Origin of the sequence: Mesotoga sp. UBA5847 (assembly GCF_002432735.1) — a bacterium.
Taxonomy (GTDB): Bacteria; Thermotogota; Thermotogae; order Petrotogales; family Kosmotogaceae; genus Mesotoga.
In genome coordinates this window covers 1-21,298 of sequence record NZ_DJGL01000046.1, presented here as the reverse complement: position 1 = coordinate 21,298, position 21,298 = coordinate 1, and the positions used below count along the sequence as shown (strand labels likewise).

The 21,298-nt window shown below is 46.9% G+C and carries 18 protein-coding genes and 1 riboswitch; of the genes, 9 read left to right on the top strand and 9 right to left on the bottom strand.

Annotated features, from left to right (window positions below; all coding sequences use genetic code 11):
* Nucleotides 1-265: 265 nt before the first annotated feature.
* From B3K91_RS05010 to B3K91_RS04980, 7 genes are all read right to left on the bottom strand, one after another.
* Nucleotides 266-1,051 (bottom strand): inositol monophosphatase family protein, encoded by a 786-nt coding sequence (locus B3K91_RS05010; protein WP_292594175.1) that lies wholly within the window; start codon nt 1,049-1,051, stop codon nt 266-268.
* Nucleotides 1,044-3,413, bottom strand: coding sequence for a phenylalanine--tRNA ligase subunit beta (gene pheT, locus B3K91_RS05005; protein ID WP_292594172.1), 2,370 nt, complete (start codon nt 3,411-3,413; stop codon nt 1,044-1,046). Before pheT ends, B3K91_RS05010 begins: the two co-directional genes overlap by 8 nt.
* Nucleotides 3,410-4,441, bottom strand: coding sequence for a phenylalanine--tRNA ligase subunit alpha (pheS, locus tag B3K91_RS05000; RefSeq protein ID WP_103134290.1), 1,032 nt, complete (start codon nt 4,439-4,441; stop codon nt 3,410-3,412). Before pheS ends, pheT begins: the two co-directional genes overlap by 4 nt.
* Before the next feature lie 33 nt (nt 4,442-4,474).
* Nucleotides 4,475-4,897 carry a Fur family transcriptional regulator gene (locus B3K91_RS04995; protein WP_103134291.1) on the bottom strand — a complete coding sequence of 141 codons (423 nt, stop codon included), beginning with the start codon at nt 4,895-4,897 and terminating at the stop codon, nt 4,475-4,477.
* Between the two features lie 114 nt (nt 4,898-5,011).
* Nucleotides 5,012-5,893, bottom strand: coding sequence for a hypothetical protein (locus B3K91_RS04990; protein WP_214061216.1), 882 nt, complete (start codon nt 5,891-5,893; stop codon nt 5,012-5,014).
* A 39-nt stretch (nt 5,894-5,932) separates the two neighbouring features.
* Entirely contained in the window at nt 5,933-6,427 is a 495-nt protein-coding gene (locus tag B3K91_RS04985) for a hypothetical protein (RefSeq protein WP_099829506.1), read from the bottom strand.
* Nucleotides 6,420-6,980, bottom strand: coding sequence for an RNA polymerase sigma factor (locus B3K91_RS04980; RefSeq protein ID WP_099829507.1), 561 nt, complete (start codon nt 6,978-6,980; stop codon nt 6,420-6,422). The genes B3K91_RS04985 and B3K91_RS04980 overlap by 8 nt, the downstream gene beginning before the upstream one ends.
* A gap of 268 nt (nt 6,981-7,248) precedes the next feature.
* Between B3K91_RS04980 and B3K91_RS04975 the strand changes: the two genes are divergently transcribed.
* Nucleotides 7,249-8,667: an aminopeptidase gene (locus B3K91_RS04975; RefSeq protein ID WP_214061217.1), complete on the top strand. Its 1,419-nt coding sequence runs from the start codon at nt 7,249-7,251 to the stop codon at nt 8,665-8,667.
* Nucleotides 8,660-9,307, top strand: a complete 648-nt coding sequence (nth, locus tag B3K91_RS04970) for an endonuclease III (RefSeq protein ID WP_214061218.1) — start codon at nt 8,660-8,662, stop codon at nt 9,305-9,307. The genes B3K91_RS04975 and nth overlap by 8 nt, the downstream gene beginning before the upstream one ends.
* On the opposite strand, the gene B3K91_RS04965 is transcribed toward nth, so the two are convergent.
* Both B3K91_RS04965 and B3K91_RS04960 read right to left on the bottom strand, forming a co-directional pair.
* Nucleotides 9,252-10,781 carry an ABC transporter permease gene (locus tag B3K91_RS04965; RefSeq protein WP_292593395.1) on the bottom strand — a complete coding sequence of 510 codons (1,530 nt, stop codon included), beginning with the start codon at nt 10,779-10,781 and terminating at the stop codon, nt 9,252-9,254. The two genes, nth and B3K91_RS04965, sit on opposite strands and share 56 nt — an antisense overlap.
* A 40-nt stretch (nt 10,782-10,821) precedes the next feature.
* Nucleotides 10,822-11,799: a thiamine ABC transporter substrate-binding protein gene (locus tag B3K91_RS04960; RefSeq protein ID WP_214078076.1), complete on the bottom strand. Its 978-nt coding sequence runs from the start codon at nt 11,797-11,799 to the stop codon at nt 10,822-10,824.
* A gap of 29 nt (nt 11,800-11,828) precedes the next feature.
* Nucleotides 11,829-11,929, bottom strand: a riboswitch (TPP riboswitch).
* Nucleotides 11,930-11,975: 46 nt separating this feature from the next.
* Between B3K91_RS04960 and B3K91_RS04955 the strand changes: the two genes are divergently transcribed.
* The 7 genes from B3K91_RS04955 to B3K91_RS04925 all read left to right on the top strand — a co-directional run bounded on the left by B3K91_RS04955 (nt 11,976) and on the right by B3K91_RS04925 (nt 21,240).
* Nucleotides 11,976-13,202, top strand: coding sequence for a nicotinamide-nucleotide amidohydrolase family protein (locus B3K91_RS04955; protein WP_214078075.1), 1,227 nt, complete (start codon nt 11,976-11,978; stop codon nt 13,200-13,202).
* Nucleotides 13,178-16,213: a transcription-repair coupling factor gene (gene mfd, locus B3K91_RS04950; protein ID WP_214078074.1), complete on the top strand. Its 3,036-nt coding sequence runs from the start codon at nt 13,178-13,180 to the stop codon at nt 16,211-16,213. The genes B3K91_RS04955 and mfd overlap by 25 nt, the downstream gene beginning before the upstream one ends.
* Nucleotides 16,206-17,525, top strand: coding sequence for a tRNA uridine-5-carboxymethylaminomethyl(34) synthesis GTPase MnmE (gene mnmE / locus B3K91_RS04945; protein ID WP_292593399.1), 1,320 nt, complete (start codon nt 16,206-16,208; stop codon nt 17,523-17,525). The genes mfd and mnmE overlap by 8 nt, the downstream gene beginning before the upstream one ends.
* A 5-nt stretch (nt 17,526-17,530) precedes the next feature.
* Complete coding sequence (locus B3K91_RS04940) at nt 17,531-18,268, top strand: hypothetical protein (protein WP_214060219.1); 738 nt, start codon at nt 17,531-17,533, stop codon at nt 18,266-18,268.
* A 143-nt stretch (nt 18,269-18,411) separates the two neighbouring features.
* Nucleotides 18,412-19,605, top strand: coding sequence for a trans-sulfuration enzyme family protein (locus B3K91_RS04935; RefSeq protein WP_214078072.1), 1,194 nt, complete (start codon nt 18,412-18,414; stop codon nt 19,603-19,605).
* Nucleotides 19,605-20,558 carry an MDR/zinc-dependent alcohol dehydrogenase-like family protein gene (locus tag B3K91_RS04930; protein ID WP_099829516.1) on the top strand — a complete coding sequence of 318 codons (954 nt, stop codon included), beginning with the start codon at nt 19,605-19,607 and terminating at the stop codon, nt 20,556-20,558. The genes B3K91_RS04935 and B3K91_RS04930 overlap by 1 nt, the downstream gene beginning before the upstream one ends.
* 19 nt (nt 20,559-20,577) lie before the next feature.
* Nucleotides 20,578-21,240 (top strand): YjjG family noncanonical pyrimidine nucleotidase, encoded by a 663-nt coding sequence (locus B3K91_RS04925; RefSeq protein ID WP_292593403.1) that lies wholly within the window; start codon nt 20,578-20,580, stop codon nt 21,238-21,240.
* Nucleotides 21,241-21,298: the final 58 nt, after the last annotated feature.

The following is a 21,298-nucleotide window of genomic DNA, read 5'->3' as shown; positions in this document are numbered from 1 at the left end:
ACTATCGGAGAACGGCGAACCGCTGACGGTCAACGTGGTTTTTCATCAGCGCTCAGCGTACAGCGGTTCTTCCAGCGTTCAGCGGTTCTTAGCCCGCGAAGCGGAATTGGCCTTTGCGAAGCAAAGACTTGCCGCACGAAGTGCGCCTGGCCTGCGTCAGCAGACTGGCTCTTATCTTGCTTGCTGCCGAAGGGAGCTTTGCGTCCGCCGATGTTTTCGGCGCATTGCGTACCCGGGTGCAGCGCACAGTAGGCGTCTGCCTCACTTAATCATACAAGACTCTCTCCCTGAACTCTTCAACCAGCTCCGGAGAGTTGTTGGCAACGAGAACATTGGGATCTAGAAGGTCAAGAGGTTCCTTAAGACAGCTTCCAACGAAGCCACCGGCTTCCTTCACCAGCAGGACTCCGCTGGCAACATCCCATGGCTTGAGTTTCTCTTCCCAGAATATATCTGCCCTGCCGGCTGCAACGTAGGCAAAGTCAAGACACGCGCTTCCCGTTATTCGAACGCCTCTACATATCTTTATCGCTCGATTAATTCTCCTCGTAATTCTCTCAAAAGACGTCTCGGATGAGTACTGAAGTCCAACATGACTTGTAGCTTCTCGAAGCTCTCTTGTTTTGCTAACCCAAATCCGTTTATTGTTTAAGTAGGCACCCTGACCCTCAATTGCATGGAATGTCTCCTTCCGGTTGTGATCATAGGTAACTGCCAATACGACACGATTTTCTGTGTACAGAGCAATCTGTGTCGAATAGTGAGGATTTGACTTCGAGAAGTTTGTCGTGCCGTCCACAGGATCAACTATCCACATTGTTGAGGATCTAACATCTGGTCCCGACTCTTCTCCGAGATACGCGGCATCCGGGAAGAGATTGTGAAGAAACGACTTGAGATTTTCTTCTATCTCGAGATCAACCGAGGTAACAATGTCCTTGTACCCGGACTTTCGTTCAACCGAAAACTCTTCCTTCGAGACCTTCCTCCATAGTTCAGGAAGATAAGCTCTGATTTTCCTGCTGAAGGTATTGAGAAGCAGATTATCCACGCAGCTTCACACCAATCTCTTCAGTCTCTTTTAAAACCAACTCGATTAGAGAGTTTATCTCTTCGTCGGTAAGGGTCTTTTCGAAAGATTCAAAAGCTAGAGTAACTGTTATGCTCCTGTATCCATGTTCAATGCCTTTTCCTTCATACAGGTCGGAAACCCTTACTTCGTTGAAAAGGGTTCCTTCTAGAGTATCGGTTATCAGCTTTTCAAGCTGCCCATAGTCTATAGAGTAAGGAACAAGGAACGAGAGATCTCTGAAGACTCTTGGGAATGGAGAGATCTTCTTTACTCCGGAAAACTCTTTCGTCATGCTTTCAATTAAGGTTACGTTGAGTTCTGCAATAAACACTTCACCGCTTTTGATTTCGTAAAGAGAATCGGCTATTGCTGGATCTACAGCACCAAGGAAGCCCGCTCTTGCACCCTCAATCTCTACAGAGACTGCTTTCCCTCTTTCGAGCCAAGGGGCTGATGAAGGCTTGTACGCAGGAGTTAAACCGTAAAGTGAGAAGAACTCGTCGATTATTCCCTTGATAGTGAAGAAGTCGATTACCCTCTTGTCGGAATAATCCTGTGGATTCTCTCTTCCTGTAGCCACAAAACCTAACGCAGTTGTTTCGCACTGCTTCTCAAGTGGATTGAAAACCGAAGCTATCTCGAAGAGCTTGATATCTCTGTTCTGTCTTCTGAAATTGTAGGATGCCGCAGCTAAGAGATTATAGACTAGCGATGGCCTCAAGACAGCCATATCCATCGACAGCGGATTCCTCAAAGCGATGCAATCGACTCCTTTGTTTACTTTTGCAATCTCTTCGGGATTTACGAAACTGTATGTGACAACCTCGTCGAAACCATTTGCGACCATCAGATCCTTAAGTCTCTTCTGCCTCTTCAAAGACTCCGGTACGCCACCCGAGATGGGGGAAATCCTGGGCAATTCGTTTACTATCCTGTCGTAGCCGTAGATCCTGCCGATCTCTTCAACAAGATCAATTTCCAGTTTTGTGTCGTATGCTCGAAAAGCAGGTGGTCTTACCTTCCAGCCATCATCTGTGCGCTCGACTGAAAACTCCAGGCTTTCAAGTATTCTGCCGATCTTCTCTGGCGGAACTGCTCCTCCAAGTCTCTCACTTACGTACGACTCTCTTAGCTTTATATGCTGAAGCTCGGGCACCCTTCCGGCATCGACGATGTTCGAACCTACGTTCGCGCTGCAGAGCTGCTTCATTAGATCGGCCAGTCGTCTTATCACGTAAATCGAATCTTCGTAGTCTATACCTCTCTCAAATCTGTACGAACTGTCTGTAGAGATCCCAAGCTTCCTTGCAGTCTTTCGGATTCTCACGGGATCAAACACGGCAACCTCTAGCAGAACTCTTTTCGTAGTTGAATAGACGCCCGATTCCTCACCACCCATAACTCCCGCAAGGGCTAGAGGGGTTTCGCCATTTGTGATCAGCATATCGTTGTTATCAAGCTCCACGGTTTTTCCGTCGAGGAGTTCCAGCTTTTCTCCGTTTCTTGCCTTGCGAACAACTATTTCGGTTGATCCAATCTTCTCCACGTCGAATGCGTGAACAGGATGACCGGTCTCAAGCATCACGTAATTCGTTATATCCACTACGTTGTTTATCGGCCTGAGACCTGCCGCAACCAGTCTCTTCTTCATCCAGAGAGGAGACTCGCCGATTTTCACATGGTCCACCAGAAGGGCCGTGTATCTGATACAGCCATTGTCGTTCAGCTTCACCTTCAGAAAAGGATCATCTCCGGTCTGAATCGACTCATCCACTTCAGGTCTCGTGATCTTCTTTTCAAAGATCGCACCTAGTTCTCTCGCCAATCCAACGACAGAGAGACAGTCTCCCCGGTTGGCCGTCAATTCCACTTCGACCACCGGCGAGTCGAGCCCAAGCAGTTCAACCACGGAATCCCCCGGTCGACCTTCTTCAAGTCTCAATATAGTAAGTGATTTGTCCTCCAGACCCAACTCCTCAAGAGAAAGGAACATTCCTTCCGATTCAACTCCAAGGAACTCCTTTTTCTCGATCTTCATTCCTGAAAGAGAGGAGCCTTCAGGCAACACGGCGACTGTTTCGCCTTTCTTGACAGTCAAGTCTGCTGTAACCACAGTTATCTTACGAGCACCGATGTCAATCTCGGTTATTTGAAGCCTTTCACTCTCAGGGTGAATACCTGTTGAAACAATCCTTCCCACCAATGCTCCCTCGACATAACTCCAGGGATACTCAACACCTGCAACTTCAGTACCGCTCAGTGATAAGCTATTGCCGAGTTCCTCAGGGGATTTGTCGCTTATATCAATGAAGTCACCAAGCCATTCGAGATACAGTCTCATATTACAGCCCTCCTGTAACCCCTAAGGAAGCGTCTATCGTTCCGAAGAAGGTCCCTGATGTCTTCAAGATCGTACTTCAGCATCGCAATTCTCTCAAGACCCGTTCCGGCAGCAAAACCACTCCAGACTTCAGGATCGTATCCTACGCTCTTAAATACGTTCGGATGTACCATGCCTGCTCCAAGGATCTCTAGCCATCCACTGCCTCCACAACTTCTGCAGCCTTCTCCGTTGCAGATCCCGCAACTCACATCGACTTCAAAGCTCGGCTCCGTAAACGGGAAGAAGCTGGGACGTAATCTGATCTTCCTGTTATCGCCAAAGAGCCTCTTGACAAAATGGTCTAGCGAGCCCTTCAAATGGCTTACCGATACTCCCTTATCCACGAACAGGATCTCAAACTGATGGAACATAGGAAGATGAGTAGCGTCGGGAGTGTCCTTTCTATAACAGGTCCCAGGCGCGAATATCGCGAGAGGCGGGTTTCTTGACTCCATTGTCCTTATCTGAACGGGAGAAGTATGCGTTCTGAGGAGTCTGCCGTCTTCAAGATAGAAAGTATCCTGCATGTCTCTTGCGGGGTGCCACTCAGGAGTGTTCAAAGCCTCGAAGTTGTAGTAGGTTGTCTCAATCTCCGGACCCGTCGTTACCTCGAAACCCATGCTTACCCAGATACTCTGGACCTCTTCCATTGTCTGGCTGATCAAGTGTAGAGAACCTATATCCCTCTTCTTGCCCGGAATTGTGTAATCGAGCCTCTCGGATTTCTCTCGTTCTATCCTGGCCGTTTCTTCAAGTTCGTTTCTGCGAGTACTCAGAGCCTCTTCAATCGCATTCTTATACTCGTTGACCGTCTTTCCAAACTCTCTTCTCTCCTCAGGAGGAATCTCTTTCAACTTCTTCATAAGCGAGGTTATCAAACCCTGCTTCCCGACGAGCCTGGATTTCTCTTCCTGAAGTGAGTTTAAATCAGATATTTTCATCACTCTAGTGAGGACTTCTTCCAGATTAATGTCTAGTCCTTTCATTATTGCACCCCCAAGAAGCGTTTGAAGTTATCGTTATCTTGTCTTGCAGTCTGAACAAGAGCCCTTGTAGATGACCTCGAGCGACTTCACCTCGAAATCGTTCAGTTCAGGAGGAAGTCTTCTCATGCAAGCTTCAAAGTATTTGATTGGGATGTCGAAGACTCTACCGCAGGTATTGCATATGAAGTGACTATGAGGCTTGAGATTAGGATCGTATCGCCTGGAAGTCTTAGTTACAGCAATAGCCCTAATGATTCCTTCCTTTTCAAGAACTTCCATTACGTTATAGACTGTAGCCATTGAGATATTTGGATAAAGTTCTAAAGCAGATCTAAAAACTTCCTCAGCTCCCGGATGACCTTCATGATCTCTGAGAATCCGGATTATCGCAACTCTCTGAGGAGTGATCCTGTAGCCCCTGCTCTTGAGAAGAGCTATCGTCTCCTTGATCTCCATAATTCTATAGCCTCCAAAAAAGGTTTGATTGATTATACAACAAAATTCATTCAATTTAGAAAAAGATTTATGAAAACCTCAATAAGACTTGCTTCTAGAAGAAGGCAGCTTCAATCAATAGAGGTCTTCAAGAAGAGCCTTCAGGGTTTTAGTATCCACCATCCCAAGAAGACTAACCGCTGAAGAGGCCGAGAGTTTCTCAATTGCATAGCTGAATCCGTTTGCTTCCGCCATCTGAGCAGAGAACTTCTGAAGGTAATCCGGCTCAGAATTGAAAGAGAAGTACAGGACCATTCGTCCGAATTCCGGAGAGTACATGAGAAGTGTGTACAGATAGGTCTTACCATCAGTTGCGAAATCCATTGAAGACCATGCGAAATGCCTTTCGAGCATAGCTTCAGAAAAATAGACCGGCGGACGAACAATAATCATGCCGTCGGTAGCATTTGAAAGCTTGGTCAGAGCTTCATGAGACATCTCTGAGTAGTTTCTATAACTTGCACTAATTGAATGAAATGGATAAGACTTGACGAGCTTAAGAAGTCTATAGTTATCGTCATAAGTAACATCAAATGAGAGATCACCCGAGGAAATCGTAATCTTTCTGCCGCTTGGCAAATCAAGAAAGAGATTGATCGTATAAGATTTGCTATTCACTAGATCCACGAAATTGTCTTCGAAATCCTTTATCTTTGTTATCGGCTCAAAGGCAACGCTTCGCGTTCGGAAAATGGCATAATGGCCCGAGCTATTCCTAACCCAACCAAACTCACCCTTCGTTGTCGAGTAAGAAGTGACCAGCTTGTACGGACCAGATTTTATTACTCGCTCGTTCTTCGCAGTAGTAACTATTCCGCTCTCTTGTACGTATCTGTCTACTTCATACGAAGAGTTCTTGAGTGCATTAACAAGCGTCGTTAACTCTTCAACAGCATCCTTTCCAACCGCCAGCCCGACAGTAAGCAATAGGACAACGAGTACGGACAGCTTTTTCACGGCGATTTCACTCCTTTTGTGTCTTAGAGCGCGTATAGATCAATAAGTTGTGTTGATTCCGGAGATCTCAAAGTCATTGTTCACAGACGATTCATTCAGGAAGCCCAGAGAACGTTCCATCTCTTTCTCCATGACCACAATATCATTCATCTGTGAATCAGCATGCGAGAAAACAGTCAAATTAACCCTGAGTCTCTCGTTCAGAGTCGAACTGTAACCAAGAACGTTTGCAAGTTGATAGAGATCGCCCTTTTTCTTGATTAGAATCGTATTGCCAGTGAAGAATGATACTGAAAACAGACCAAGAACTAGACATGCGGCCACAGTTCCGAGCATCTTGTAGGGTCTGCTCTTTAGCTTCTTGATCTTGCCAACAGTCCTCTTCTTAAGCTCATCAGAAGGTCTGTAAGAGCAGCTTTCCTTAAGAGCTCCAATCACCTTCACATAACTCCTAATTTCCTTCTTCTCATCTACCCTCATTTCCTCTAAAGGGATCTCGCGATCCAAAATGCGGACAAATCTCAGTTCATCCAATGTAACCTACCTCCTCGAGCATCTCCTTGAGTCGCTTTCTTGCATAGTGTAACCTGCTTTTCACCGTTCCGACCGGCTTTTCAAGTATATCGGCGATCTCCTCGTACGACAGGTCATCTATGTCTCTCAACTTAATCAGCAAACGATCATCTTCGGAAAGCTTGCCAACCACTAACATGAGTTCTTCAAAAGAAATCTCGTCCATAACTTCCCCAAAAACGTTCGTAGTTGCCGGCGGCTCAAATGTTACTTTGTCTTCGCTCTCTACGAAATCAGTCAAGAACTCGTTGTTCCGTTTTCTCTTGGCCAATGTGTCTTTGCAAACATTCACCGCAATCCTGTATAACCAAGTCGATAGTTTGGCGTCTCCACGGAACTTCTTGACGTTCTTGAAGACTTTTATAAAGACTTCCTGGATAACATCTTCTACATCATCATATCCAAGATACGATTTGATAACACTACCCAATCTCGGGGCGTAGTCATCATACAAGACTTCGTATGCCCAAACTTTCTTCTTCTTCAGTCCGTCTAGTAGCTTCTTTTCGTCCAACCATACCACCCTAATCTGTTCTATATGACGATGGAGAAGCGAACAGGGTTCAACTTCGCAAGTTAATTATACTAATTAATCGAGATTAATCATATCAATCCATTATAGACTGCAAATTCTTTTTACATGCGAATCATAAAATGAAAATAGCAAAACGCAGGAGCTCGACCTGTGTAAGAGAAGCAAATCAATGCAGGTCGAAAAAAACAAGCAAATCCGATAAAATTAAAGACGTTGGAACGAAACAGACTTTCATGGAGGTGAAGTATTGAAAAAGGAAGAAGTCAAGAAGCTCGGTGAAAAGCTTACTTTGAAGAAGAAGAACGCCTGGTTTACGCTCGACAGAGATGCGGTCTTTGCCTATTCAAAAGATTATATGAACTTCATTGGCAAATCTGTAACAGAACGTCTGGCTGTCAGACATCTTGTGGACCTTCTCCAGAAAAATGGTTTCAAACCCCTCTCTTCATTCGAGGAAAGCGGCGTTAAAAAGGGTGACCGCATATTCATCACCAAAGGCGGCAAGGCGCTAATTGCAGCAGTCATCGGTGAAGACCTCAAGGACGGTATCGACATGATTGCAGCTCACCTCGATGCCCCCAGATTGGATCTCAAGCCGAGTCCTCTTGTAGAAGATTCGGAGCTTGCAATGCTCAAGACACATTACTACGGAGGAGTCAAGAAGTATCAGTGGCTAAACATACCTTTGGCCTTCGTAGGTACGGTAGTCAAGAGCAATGGAGAATCTGTTGATGTCTCTATTGGAATGAGCAGCGATGATCCTGTATTCGTGATTTCCGATCTTCTCCCTCATTTGGACAACAGGGAAGGCGATTTCAGAAAGGTCTTTCAAGGAAAGGATCTCAATGCCATGTCCGGATCTATTCCTATAACGGACGTCAAAGACTTTGAGAATCCAGTGAAGCTGATGTTCCTTAATCTGTTGTATGAAAAGTACGGACTTGTTGAAGAAGACTTCTTTTCTGCGGACATCCAGCTTGTGCCGGCTATCGAACCGAGGGAAGTTGGACTTGATCGATCTATGATCGGTGCTTACGCGCATGATGATAGGGTCTGTTCATACACTGCTATAACAGCACTCAAGGATATGTCTTCAATAGAGAACCCAAAGAGGACTGCAATGGTCCTTCTCTTCGACAGGGAGGAGATAGGAAGTGAAGGCGTTACAGGAGCAAAGGGGCGGTTTTGGGTCGCCTTTATCGAGAAGCTTCTCAATCTTTCTGGAGAGAAGGGGCTTTACGAGATCGACTTCCTTCTCGAGAAATCCAGAATGATATCGGGAGATGTTGCCGCCGGATTTGACCCGACCTTCAAGGATGCTCACGATCAAACAAATGCAGCAAGATTCGGATATGGAATTGCAATATTGAAATACACGGGCTCCAGAGGAAAGTCAGGAACCAGCGAAGCCAGTGCGGAGTTCATGGGCTATGTGCGAAACCTTCTGAACGAGAAGGGAGTGCACTGGCAGAGTACGATCTTAGGAGAAGTCGATAGGGGCGGCGGAGGGACAGTTGCGAAATTCTTCGCCGAAAGGGGCGTCACCGTAGTCGATGCAGGAACGCCGGTTTTCGGAATGCATTCACCATTTGAGATTCTCTCAAAGGTGGACCTATACGAAACATATAGAGCATACAAAGCCTTCCTGGAGGGAGGCGATGTCTAGGTCTGACTGCTCACCTACGGCAGTGTCGGAATGGATAGTAGAAAACTTTCCTAGAGGTCGCGACTATGAAGAACCTTTCAAGGTTTTGGTGAGCACAATATTGAGTCAGCGCACAAGAGATGAGAATACCGAGGAAGCCTCACGCAGGCTTTTCTCGGTTTATCCCGATCCTGAATCGCTTATGAAAGCTCTCCCGGAAGACCTGTACGAGCTGATAAAAGCATCCGGGATGTACAGGCAGAAGGCTTCCAGAATAATCAACTGCGCAAGAATAGTCGTAGAAAACTTTGGAGGGGTTGTCCCCGATACCCTTGAAGAGCTTGTTACAATTCCCGGAGTTGGCAGAAAGACGGCTAACATCGTTCTAAACGTTTCATTTGGAAGGGAGGCCCTGGCAGTTGACACCCATGTTCACAGAATCGCAAATAGACTGGGATGGGTGAAGACGAAGAGGCCCGACGACACCGAATTTGCTCTGATGAAGATCTTGCCGCCCAAGATATGGGGGCCGGTGAACGGGTCAATGGTTGAGTTCGGCAGGGAGATCTGCAGACCTGTAGGCCCAAAGTGCGACATTTGTGGAATCAGGGAGTGCTGCGACTACTTCTCTCAGGTCTTTGTGCAAACCACCGGGAGATAGCGACAACGGAGATAATTATAATTCCCAAGGCCGAACTTAAGAACCTTGCCTCCAGTAGATAGCGGCTTCCGTTCAGTCTGTAGATGGCAACGGCAAAGGTAGGGAAGTCTTTGCTACCGAGTATTAGCGATCCGCCAAATTCGCCCATAGAAATGGCGAAGACCACCGTTGCAGCGTAAATAATCGTGCTTCTAAAGAAAGGGATTATCATATACCATACGCGTGCAAGTTTCGAAGCACCGTCGAGTTGCGCCGCCTCAAGGAAGGCAAGCTCAGCACCGATCACCTGGCCACTTATGTAGTTCAAAGCAACGGGCAACGAAATCACAATGTAAAGCAGCACCAGCAGCAGTGGAACAGGGAAACTCCCAAATGCTGTGAGATACGAAACAGCTAGAATCGAAGGTGTTACGGACAGAGCTATCAAAGACACTATTCTCAGATATCTCGATCCTCGAGTGGTGTGCCTTGCTTGCCACGAAAGAAAAAAGGCGATTGTTACCGTCACAACGGCTGCAAGAAATGAAAGCGTTATTGAATTGACCAATGTGTTGACCAATCCCGTGCCGAGAAGCACGATCTTTTCTGTAAACAGCTTCGTTATCCTCTCGAAGATGAATTCCTTTCTGGTCCAGTCGTAGAATGAACTGAAGAGAGCGCCTAGAATCGGTATCCACTCGAAGAGAACAAATATCCATGAGTAGATGCCCGTGAATCTGTTCTTTTCCAGATACTGCTCACCATGTTCAAAGGGCGAACTCTTCTCGCTCAGCGAAATGAGTAATCCGAAAACCATAATAAATGCGAACTGAACTGCGGCAAGAACGACTGCATTCTGCGGTGCAGCCAAAAGCCTGAAATTCATATAGATTGAAACTTCCAGGGTAGCGAATTGCGCCCCGCCCAATACAAGAACAACGGCAAAAGAGGTGAAACAGTAAGTGAAGATCAGAAGCGCGGAATTGATAATTGCCGGTGTAACAAGAGGTAGTTCTACTCGCAGAAGTCTTCGTATCCTCCCCGATCCGTCTATCTTAGAACTTTCCAGCACATCTGAAGGCAAATTTCTGAGCGCATTCCCAAGAACTAGTATAACTATTGGTGCGTTATAGAAGACGTGTCCAAGTAAGACTGCTCCAAGAGAATAAAGAATCTGTACCCTCTCCAGACCGGCAAAAGACATCAGGTTGTTGAAGAGTCCATTTCTGCCGTAAACTGCCAGGAAGCCTATTGCCATCGATATGCTGGGAAAGAAGAACGGTATATAGGTTGTTATTCCCAATAGACGTGAAAGACGACCGTTGCTTCTGGCATAGTGAACTGCCGCCGGGAAACCGACGATCATTGCCAGAAATGTACTTAGAAGCGCCTGCTTGACCGTGAACCCGGCAATCGACCTGAACGAGGGCGACGAAATCACTGAAAAAATCGTATCTAACTCTAGATTACCGAAGGCAAAGAATAACGGCAGCAAAACAACGGCCGCGATCCCAACTGCAGATATTGTCAGAAATTTACCTTTCGTATATTACCGCTTCCCACTTGGAGATGAGTTCGGAAAGATCCACCTCGGCAGATAGTTTCAGAATCTTCTCCGGTTTGACGGCATAATCGAAGGCCGGGGGCATCTCTACGTCTATTACAGGGAACATCCACTGGTTAAGGGGAATATGACGCTGAAAGTCCTCACTCAGAAGAAAGTCCATGAACATTTCAGCATCGTGCAGATTTTTCGTCCATCTTATGATTCCCGCTCCCTCAATCTGGACGTAACCCCTGCCCTCTGGAATTATTGTCATATAGACCGATTCACCGTAATAATGCATTGAATATGCTCCATCCGTGGCATAAGAAACCATTATTGGAGCCTCTCCGGACTCGAATTTCTGGAAAGAGTCGTCCCACCCGAGAGAAACTGTGAGTATCGAGGGCTTGAAAGCCTGCCAGAATTCCTCAAATCGCTCGCCAAAAAGCAGATAAGTCCAAGCGAGGAAAGATAGACCGGTACTCGAGGTTCTGGGATCTTGAATAATCACGCTCCTTCGATACTCCGGCCCGGTTAGATCCCAAAGCGTTTCGATGGAATCTTTTATCTGGCTGGTATCACATATTAGCGCGATCCCTCCGAAATCATATGGGGTTAGTCTCCACTGACTATCGAGTAGAAGATCATTATCAAAGATCTTCTCATAGCCTAGGGGTCTGTAAGAAAGAAAGATACCTTCTTCGAAAGCACGTCTCGAAAGAAGGTTATCGATTCCAATCACGACATCTCCATCGAAATTCTCGCGCTCGGAAATAATCAAGCTCAGCAGAGAACCCGAATCTCCAACAGCGCGAAACTCAACTGCAATTCCCGTTTTTTCTGTAAACTTCGAAAAAGTCTCTTGCGCGAGCGGTTGAAGGGAATCGTATGAATATACCTTGAGCGGCAACACTGTCGAAAATGGAATGAAGAGGATCAATGATAAGACCAGAAATGCTCTTCTCATAAAAAACACCTCCTGCAGGAAATTACCGGAGGCGCTAGCCATGGCCTTCCCTACGCCGGTGCTAACCGGATCAGGTTCTTGGGGTCTGCTTTCAGCACTCTCAGCCTTCTGGGCTCCCCCGGCACTCAATTATAACACTACGCTTTTGGTGATACAATTGACCAGGAGGTGGTCGCTTGAAGGCTGCAATCCTTCTTACCGGGGACGAAATCACCAGAGGCGTGGTCAAAGACAGTAATGGAGGTTATCTCGCAGAGAGTCTTACGGCACTGGGATTTGAAGTCCAGTCAATCGTTGTAGTTCCGGACAGCAGGGAATACATAAGCCACGAGATAAAAACGGCTCTTAGTAGAGCTGATCTCCTCCTAATAACAGGAGGACTTGGAACCACATTCGATGACATTACTCTTCAGACTGTTGCCGACTATCTCGGCAGGGAGCTGAGCTTCGATAGCGAGTATTATTCTGCATTAGAAGAAAGCTTCCTTAAGCGGTTTTCCAGAGAAGCCCCTGCGGGACTGAAGAGGCAAGCTCTCGTTATGCAGGACTCGGTTCAGCTTCCGAACATCTCTGGTAGCGCCAGGGGATCATTTGTGAGAACAGAGAACAAGGAGATCGTTATTCTTCCCGGACCTCCGATGGAAATGGAAGCGGTCTTCATGGAAGCCCTCAAACACATTACTCTGCCGCCCAAGATGTTTTCTAGAACGATCGGATTCCTGGATCTTACTGAACCAGAAGTAGAAGACTTCACTGAGGAGATGCTTTCCAGGTTCTCTGGAGTAAAGTTCGTAACAAGAGTACGTTATTTCTCTGGTCCAACAGTGATCCTGTCCGCGAGTGACGAGTCTGTTCTCGAAGAGGTTTGCCGCCTCTTCTCCGAGCGGTGGAAAGGGTACATCTACACAACAAGCGGCGAGGAACTGGTTGAAGTGGTTGTCAAAGGGCTTCGGGAAAAGAACCTGACAATTTCCGTAGCGGAATCCTGTTCAGGAGGACGCCTTTCTGCACTTCTCACTTCGGTTCCCGGAGTCTCAGATGTCTTTTCTGGAGGCATCGTATCTTATTCGAACGAATCGAAGATGTCACTCCTGAAAGTCAGTGAGAACTCTTTGAGTCAACACGGTGCCGTCTCTGAAGAGGTGGCCTTCGAAATGGCCGCGGGGACAAGTCGTCTCTTCGGAACTGATGTGGGCCTTTCCGTCACTGGAATAGCAGGTCCTTCGGGAGGGTCAGATCTTAAACCCGTGGGCCTTGTCTGCTCTGCAGTGAGGATTGCAGATTCAATAGAGACCTACACCGACAGATTCAAGGGAGCCAGAGAGACAATCCAGCTAAGAGCTGCAAGCACTGTTTTGAAAAGGCTTTGGAGGTTGTTTTGGAACGAGTATTATATAGAGTAAACGACCCGATTTCCTGGGTCGAGAAGAAAATCGAAAAGTATTCTGCAACTGTAATCATTTTTCCCAGCGAGAGAATGCTGGAATCCTTCATCGACATACATTCCAAGCATGAGGGTGATGGATTCTTCTTCTCTCATGATGTCTTCCCATTTGAAGACGTCGGGACTTCTCCCAGGATAAGGTCTGAACGACTCGCGTTGCTCAGAAAGCTGCTTCTCGGAGAGCTCAGAACCGTGTATACGTCCTTCCATGGTCTTCTGAGAAAGACAGTGCCAATCGAAGTCTTCGAAGGCCTTTCGCTGAAGGTTGAAGTTGGAGGTCCGCTCACTCTCCACGAGGACCACCTGCAGAGTCTGGGATATTCCAGGGCGTTTTCCGTCACAATTCCCGGGGAATTTGCCGTTAGAGGAGGAATTGTCGACATCTTCATTCCTGGGACTGAAAGACCGATTAGAATAGACACTTTCGACAGAGAGATAGAATCGATCAGAAGTTTCGATCCGGCAACTCAGAAGAGTCTTCAAAGGCTGAATGAAGCTTATGTAACTCCTGCTGCTGAGGGCATCACCGCCTCACCGCACAGGGAACTCGCTCTGAAAAGAATTTCCAGCGCAGAAAAGGCAATTGGTGGCTCGGATGAGTTTCTTCGGGACCGCCTGGACACGATGGATACCATTGCAGGAATCTTCTACGAGCGGCAATCGATTCTTCTTGACTTTCTTGAAAACTACAACGTAGTCTTTGTCAATCCAGACGATGCGTTAGCTGAATTTGGGCGAAGAGAACGCGAGACTCTTGAACTCCTTTCGGACAAAGCTGTTAGAAAGTTCCTCTACATCAGATTCGGTGGAGTGTCCTCAGAAGTGCTACTGAAGTTGAAGGATTATTCCATCGTATCTGACGGAGAAGTCTCCTCTCTTGATTACGACTCGGAGCTCGGCGAGGAGCTTGAGATAATCAAGAGACCAAGGAGAGAAGAAGAGTTTTTGCCGAGAATACCGGTGGTTGACTGGACGGAGCTGGAAGAGGGAGATTTTGTTGTCCACAAGGAGTACGGCATTGGTCGTTATCTTGGAGTAAGAACAGTGGAGAACATTCTAGGAACCAGAGAGTATCTTCTCCTGGAATACAGAGATGCAAATAAGATCTACGTTCCGGTCGACAGGGTCGATCGTGTTCACAAATACATAGGAAACACCGAAGGAATTCAGTTGAACTCCTTGAGAGGTACTGCCTGGAACAGACAGAAATCGAAAGTGAAGAGAGAAGTGAAGGCTTTGATTGAAGAACTGTCAAACCTTTACGGCTCAAGAGAGGCCTCGTCAGGAATTCCTTTGATAGGCGAAAGCGAGATGGAGAAGAGCTTCAAAGAAAGCTTCCCGTATCTCGAGACAGAAGATCAGCAGAAGGCAGTCGAAGAAGTACTTGACGACCTGAGTACCAACAAGCCGATGGATCGTCTAATAAGTGGCGATGCTGGATACGGAAAAACCGAAGTGGCTCTGCGTGCAACCTTCAGAGCAGTTGTCTCCGGGAAACAGGTCGCTGTGATGGTCCCTACGACGGTTCTGGCCAGACAGCACTTCGATAACTTCGAAAGCAGGCTTAGCCCTTTTGGAATTAGGGTAGAGATTCTAGATAGATACAGGACCGACGCCCAGAGAAGCAAGCTCTTGAAAAGGCTTAAGAATGGACAGGTCGATGTCGTTGTAGGCACTCATTCTTTGCTCTCAAAGGAAATCGTATTCGCCGATCTTGGCCTGGTAGTAGTCGACGAAGAACAGCTCTTCGGCGTCCTCCAGAAAGAGCACTTCAAGAAGCTTCGGTTGCAGATACATGTTTTGTCGATGAGCGCCACGCCAATACCGAGAACTCTTTACATGTCTCTTTCGGGTCTCAGAGACCTCTCGGTAATATCTACTCCGCCCGCAGGAAGAACTTCGCCTGAGATATATGTAGGAGCGATAAATGAAAGGCTTATCAGAACGGCAGTACTGAGGGAGACCAACAGAGGCGGTCAAACGATCTTTGTTCACAATAGAGTCGCCGAACTGCCGGAGATTCTCGTGAAGCTGAGAGATCTTCTGCCGGAAGTCAAGATCGACGTTGCTCACGGTCAAATGAACAAGACGGCCTTTGAGCGTACGATAAGGGAATTCTACGTTGGTGAACTAGACATGCTTCTATGCACAACAATAATCGAAAGCGGTGTTGATGTCCCTAATGCCAATACATTGATTGTGAATGATTCCCAGAGATATGGATTGGCCCAACTTTACCAGTTGAGAGGTAGAGTCGGCAGGAGCAATCGGAGAGCCTTTTCATACTTTCTTTACGATCCAAAGAGACTGTCCGATCCTTCGAGAGAGAGGCTGAGGGCTTTGAAAGAGTTCTCGGGAGCCGGAAGCGGAATGAAGATCGCAATGCGGGATCTCGAGATAAGAGGGTTTGGAACGCTGCTTGGCGCAGAGCAACATGGAAACATCAACTCGGTCGGACTGTACCTCTATCGTGAAATGGTAGATAAGGCTATGAAAGAGCTAAGAGGGGAGTTCGAAATCGGTGTCGAGGAAAGGACTGTAGATACGGAACTGAAGAATATTCCGTTCGATATGGTGATCCCTGAGGAGTATGTCTCCGATTCTATAGAGAGGTTGAAGATCTACAGAAGAATCGCAGCATGTAAAGAAGAGAGCGAAATCGACGAAATAGAAGCGGAACTGATAGATAGATTTGGCCGACTTCCTTCTCAAGTTGTCTCCCTTCTTGAAGCTTCGCGGATAAGACTTGGGGCATTCACTATGGGAATAAAGATCGTTGAGTACGATTCTCACTCGGAAAGCTTAGTTATGACTCACGGCGAAAACCATATCCGCGACTCTCTGGGAGTTAGGAGCCGCAGGTTAATTGTAAACGAAAGGGAAGGGAAATCCATTCTCTATGGAGTGCCCGAAAGACATCTGATGAAGACGCTGAAGACACTCTTCCATGGAGCTGAGAACATTGTTTGAGGATATCATTTGCGCACTTTCAACTCCCAGAGGAGTATCTGCAACGTCTGTTGTAAGATGCTCCGGTCCACGGGTACAAGAGAGAATCCGATACTTGATCTCAGGCCCGAGAAGTCTTCAACCACGAAGGGCATATGTAGCGGAATTTGTCGAAGGCGATCGCTTCATCGATGAGGTCGTCGTTGTTTTCTTTGAAGGCCCGGCTTCCTACACAGGCGAAGATATGCTTGAGATCTCGTTTCATGGAAACCCGATTATTGTGGAGAACGCTTTGGAAGCTCTGTTTCGTGCTGGCTCGAGAATGGCTCTCCCGGGGGAGTTCACAAAGAGGGCGGTTCTGAACGGGAAATTCGATCTTATCAAAGCCGAGGCGATAAACGCCCTTATCACTTCCAAAACAGAGAGAGCTCTGGAAGCAGCCGTGAAAAGCTTTACAGGAGGTCTCAGTGAAGAAGTAGTCTCTTTCAGGGAAAAGATGATTCGTCTTCTCGCCGCCGTTGAAGTTGAACTGAACTATCCTGATGAAGTTGAGACTGATTACTCCTCTCTGCGCGGTGAACTCCTGGATTTGAGGAATGAGATTGCCCATTTCGTGAACAGTTCCGAGAACGGGATAATACTCTCCCGGGGAATCAAAACCGCAATCGTAGGAGAGACAAATGTCGGAAAGTCTACTCTTCTCAACGCTTTGCTGAAACGCGATAGAGCGATAGTCTCAGATCTTCCCGGTACAACGAGGGATACTATTGAAGAAGATCTCAACATAGAAGGTGTTCTGTTTAACGTAGTGGATACCGCAGGAATACGGGAAGCAACAGATGCTGTGGAAGAGTTGGGAATCAAAAGGAGCTTGAAGGCAATCGAGGAAGCCGATTTAGTAATTCTACTGAGAGATCCTCATGACCAGGAAAACCGGGATCTAGAGGAAGATCTTCGAAATGGAAGGAAGCGACTTATTGTTGCAGCAAACAAATCCGATATTCGAAAGATCGAGAGCGGCTCTTACGATGTAATTATCAGCGCGAGAACCGGTGAAGGAATTAGAGATCTCGAGAAGCTCATGCTGAAGAAAACAGATGACATCACCTCGATTGAAGATTCCGTAATTATTAGCGCAAGGCAGAAACAGAAGCTTTCAGATTCGGTAGACTGCATTGACAAATCGATAGAAGCAATAGATAGTTTGATAACTGTCGACGTTGTGAGCACTATGATTGAGCAGGCCGCAAGAAGTCTCGACGAATTGTTGGGAACAAACGTTACAGAAGATTTGCTGAATAGGATTTTCAGCGATTTCTGTGTTGGGAAGTGATCTTAATGACTGGGATTCTCTTACTGCTAGCAGGTTCGGCCACGAGGTTTGTTCTTTCTCCGCTCTGGTACTTTCTGGCATGCACGCCGGCATATATTGTCTTCACCGTGCTGAGGAAGAGATTTGATTACCGCATACTAGCACTTGCTCCTTTGATCCCGATAGTCGCTGAGGTGATCGCCATACTTCTTGGCAATTTCAAGGCAGGCTTCCTTTTTGGAGACATAATCTGCATAATTACTGCACTACTTGGCATGGGAGACGAACGACCAAAAGAAAGACTGATCCGGGATTTGGGGCTCTCTGGAGCCGAAAACAGAATGCGCGTAAGCTCCATGTTCTATACATTCGGCAGAGTAGCCCAAATCGAGAAAGTAAACATGAGTCAGAGTTACGCCGTTATTCATGACAAAGCCTTTCGCTTCACGGTCGATATCCCCGGAAGCGGAAGGGTCACCATGGTTATTCCGATAGAGAAGATCGAAGAGGTTTCAGTCCATCTGAGCATGTCTTCGGGCGAGCTTTACCTTCCCTCTCTCAGAGACATGTTCCTCCCTGCCAGAAAGATAAAGATGATAGGCAAACCAAAAATAAGGGACTACTTCTTACTTGTGAGGACTTCAGAAGACACCTATTCCTTCTACGAAGAACCTGCGACAGTTCTGAGAATACAGGAGGAGATAGAAGCGGCAAGAAAAGAAACAGAGCAATTAGTGCAGAATCATCCGTCAACTTCCACTTAAAAAGACGGTTGCAGGCTATCGAATGATTGTACTTTCCAGCGAAGATTTTTTCACAACACTGCCAAGTTCTGGTTTCGGGAGCCATTGTTAGTCGCACTTCTCACTTGCTGCGCTATAATTCAATAAGAAGTGAGGTGGTAGATATGGAAGAATCGAGAGAATACCATTTTGACACTCTAGCAATACACGCTGCGGAGCAAGAGGACCAGAACCAGGCACTCAACTCTCCGATATACATGACTTCAACATTTACATTCACTGATTTGCAGCAAGCCGAAGATACCTTTTCCTTTAAGAGGCGGGCATACGTTTATACAAGAGGCGGTAATCCAACCATAAATCTTTTCGAACAGAGACTTGCCACTCTCGAGAACGGAGTGGACGGTGTAGCCTTCTCTTCAGGAATGGCAGCGATCAGTTCGGTGATTCTGTCCTTCTCGGGAGCTGGGGATTCTGTCCTTGCACACAGAAATCTCTACGGCTCAACGTTCGGGTTTCTGAACCACCTTATAGCGAAGTATGGGATCAATACGGACTTCATCGATATGACAGATCTCAACAATGTGGAAAGATCTATCACTCCGAACACAAGGGTGATGTTCCTCGAAACACCGACAAATCCGGCTCTAGAGATAATCGATATTGAGGGCCTTTGTGCCATTGCCCACTTGAAGGGCATAAAGGTGGTTGTCGACAACACGTTCGCAACCCCCGTATTCCAGAAACCTCTGGATTTCGGCGCGGACGTTGTGCTCCATAGTGCTACCAAGTACATATCGGGCCACGGAGACGTTGTTGGGGGAGTTGCGACCTCTAAGGACTTTGATTATATTCAGAAGCTGAAATTCGGATATATGTGTGAACTTGGAGGAGTCATCAGCCCTTTCAGCGCCTGGCTGCTACTAAGGGGCATGAAGACACTCGGGTTAAGGATGGAAAGGCATGAAAGAAACGCGACTGCAATAGCGGAATTCCTAAGAAAAAGGAAGGAAATCGAGAAGACTTCTTATCCGGGGTTCGAGGATCATCCAGGCCACAAATTGGCTGCCAGACAGATGGAAGGCTTCGGCGGAATTATCAGCTTCGAGTTGTGCGGACCAAAGGAAAACGCAGAGAAATTCGTCCAGGGCCTGAAGCTCATAAAACTGGCCGTTTCACTCGGAGATGCGGAGACTCTAGTAGAAGTACCTGCCATGATGACCCACAGAGACTATCCAGAGGAGGAACTTCATAGATTTGGGTTCTCAAGCAAGACAGTTAGAATATCAGCCGGTTTGGAGCATCACTCCGATCTTTTGGAGGACATCGAGGATGCTCTCGAGAAGGTCTACAAATAATGAAGGCGCTTATCTTTGATGAGACTCTGAGACTGAGAGAAGTACCTATTCCGGAAAGGCAACCGGGAACATCTCTTGTCAGGGTAAATCTCGCAGGTATCTGCAATACGGATATCGAAATAACAAAAGGCTACATGAACTTCCGAGGAATTCTCGGCCACGAGTTCCTCGGAACAGTGGTCGAAAGCGACACAAGTTTCCTAGTTGGAAAGAGAGTGGCATCCGAAATAAGCATACCCTGCAAGAAATGTGATCTGTGTGATATGGGACTTTTCAAGCACTGTAGAAACACAAGGACAATCGGCATTGCAGACTACGCGGGTACAATGGCCGAGTACGCCGTTCTGCCGGACGAGAACCTTCACACAATACCCGAGAAAGTTTCCGATAGAAAGGCGGTCTTTGTAGAACCATTGGCTGCAGCCGCCCATGTGCTCGAAAGTGTTGATTTCTCTTCAACTGACAGAGTCTGTCTTATTGGAGATGGGAAGCTTGGTATGCTTATATCGATGGTGCTTTCCGCGAGCGGAGTTGACCATGTACTTGTTGGCAAACACTCAGAGCGAATGAAGCTTCTCGGAGACAATAACAGAGCCTCCTTTGTAAGCGTAAACGAAGCGGACTCCTACGATAGAGACTTTGATGTGGTGGTCGAAGCAACGGGGAATCCCTACGGGCTGGCTTCTGCGTTGAAAGTAGTGAGGCCCCAGGGAAAGATCGTGCTTAAAAGCACCTATGAAGGAACTCCAGAAGTAGACATTACAAGTGTAGCTGTGAGAGAGATTCACCTTATTGGATCGAGGTGCGGGCCATTTGACAAAGCGATCTCGTTTCTTGAAAGCGGACTTGTTGACCCAACAACCCTTATAGCAAAGACGTTTTCCATTGACGAGTCGCTTGAGGCTTTTGAAGCAGCCAGAAGATCTCTCAAAATAATTATAAGGATGGATTAAACTGGACGGCATCTATAGAATGTACTTCTTTGATCTAGATCACACAATTCTCGATTTCGAGAGAAGTGAAATAGAAGCGCTTTTGGAGTTGTTCGACTCTAGAGGGATCGCGTTGTCTGAAGAACAACTCTCATTATACAGAGAAACAAACTCGAAGTGGTGGAGTTATCTTGCGCTTGGAGAAAAGACTAAGGATGAAGTCGTTCTTGGAAGGTTTGTGGATTATTGCAGCTCTATCGGAGTGAGCTTTAGTCCTGAAGAACTGAATGACGAATACCTGACCAGACTTTCAAAGAAGGCATACTTTCTCCCGGGCGCAAAAGATTTTCTCACAACGATGAGGCGCCGCGGAAAGAGAATGGCGGTAATAACGAACGGAGTATACCGCGTGCAACACAACAGATTCCTTTCTGCAGGCCTCCCTGAATTCTTCGAATTCTCTCTTTCCTCAGAAGAGGCCGGCGCTGCCAAACCCAACCCCGAAATCTTCTTCGTGGCAATGCGTAGGGCACGTGTTCAGAAGGATGAAGTCGTATACATTGGAGACAGTCTTGAGTCGGACTACAGAGGCGCAGAAAATGCGGGAATTGACTTCATATGGTTCGGCCCTCATGCTCGGAGGAATCGTGGCCCGATAAACGTAGCAAAGAGCTACGATGAACTACTTATGCTTCTTGTTTGAGTCGGAAAACGGTTTCTGGGTCCGGTCATGCACACGTGCGTATTCACCCCCCAGGGGA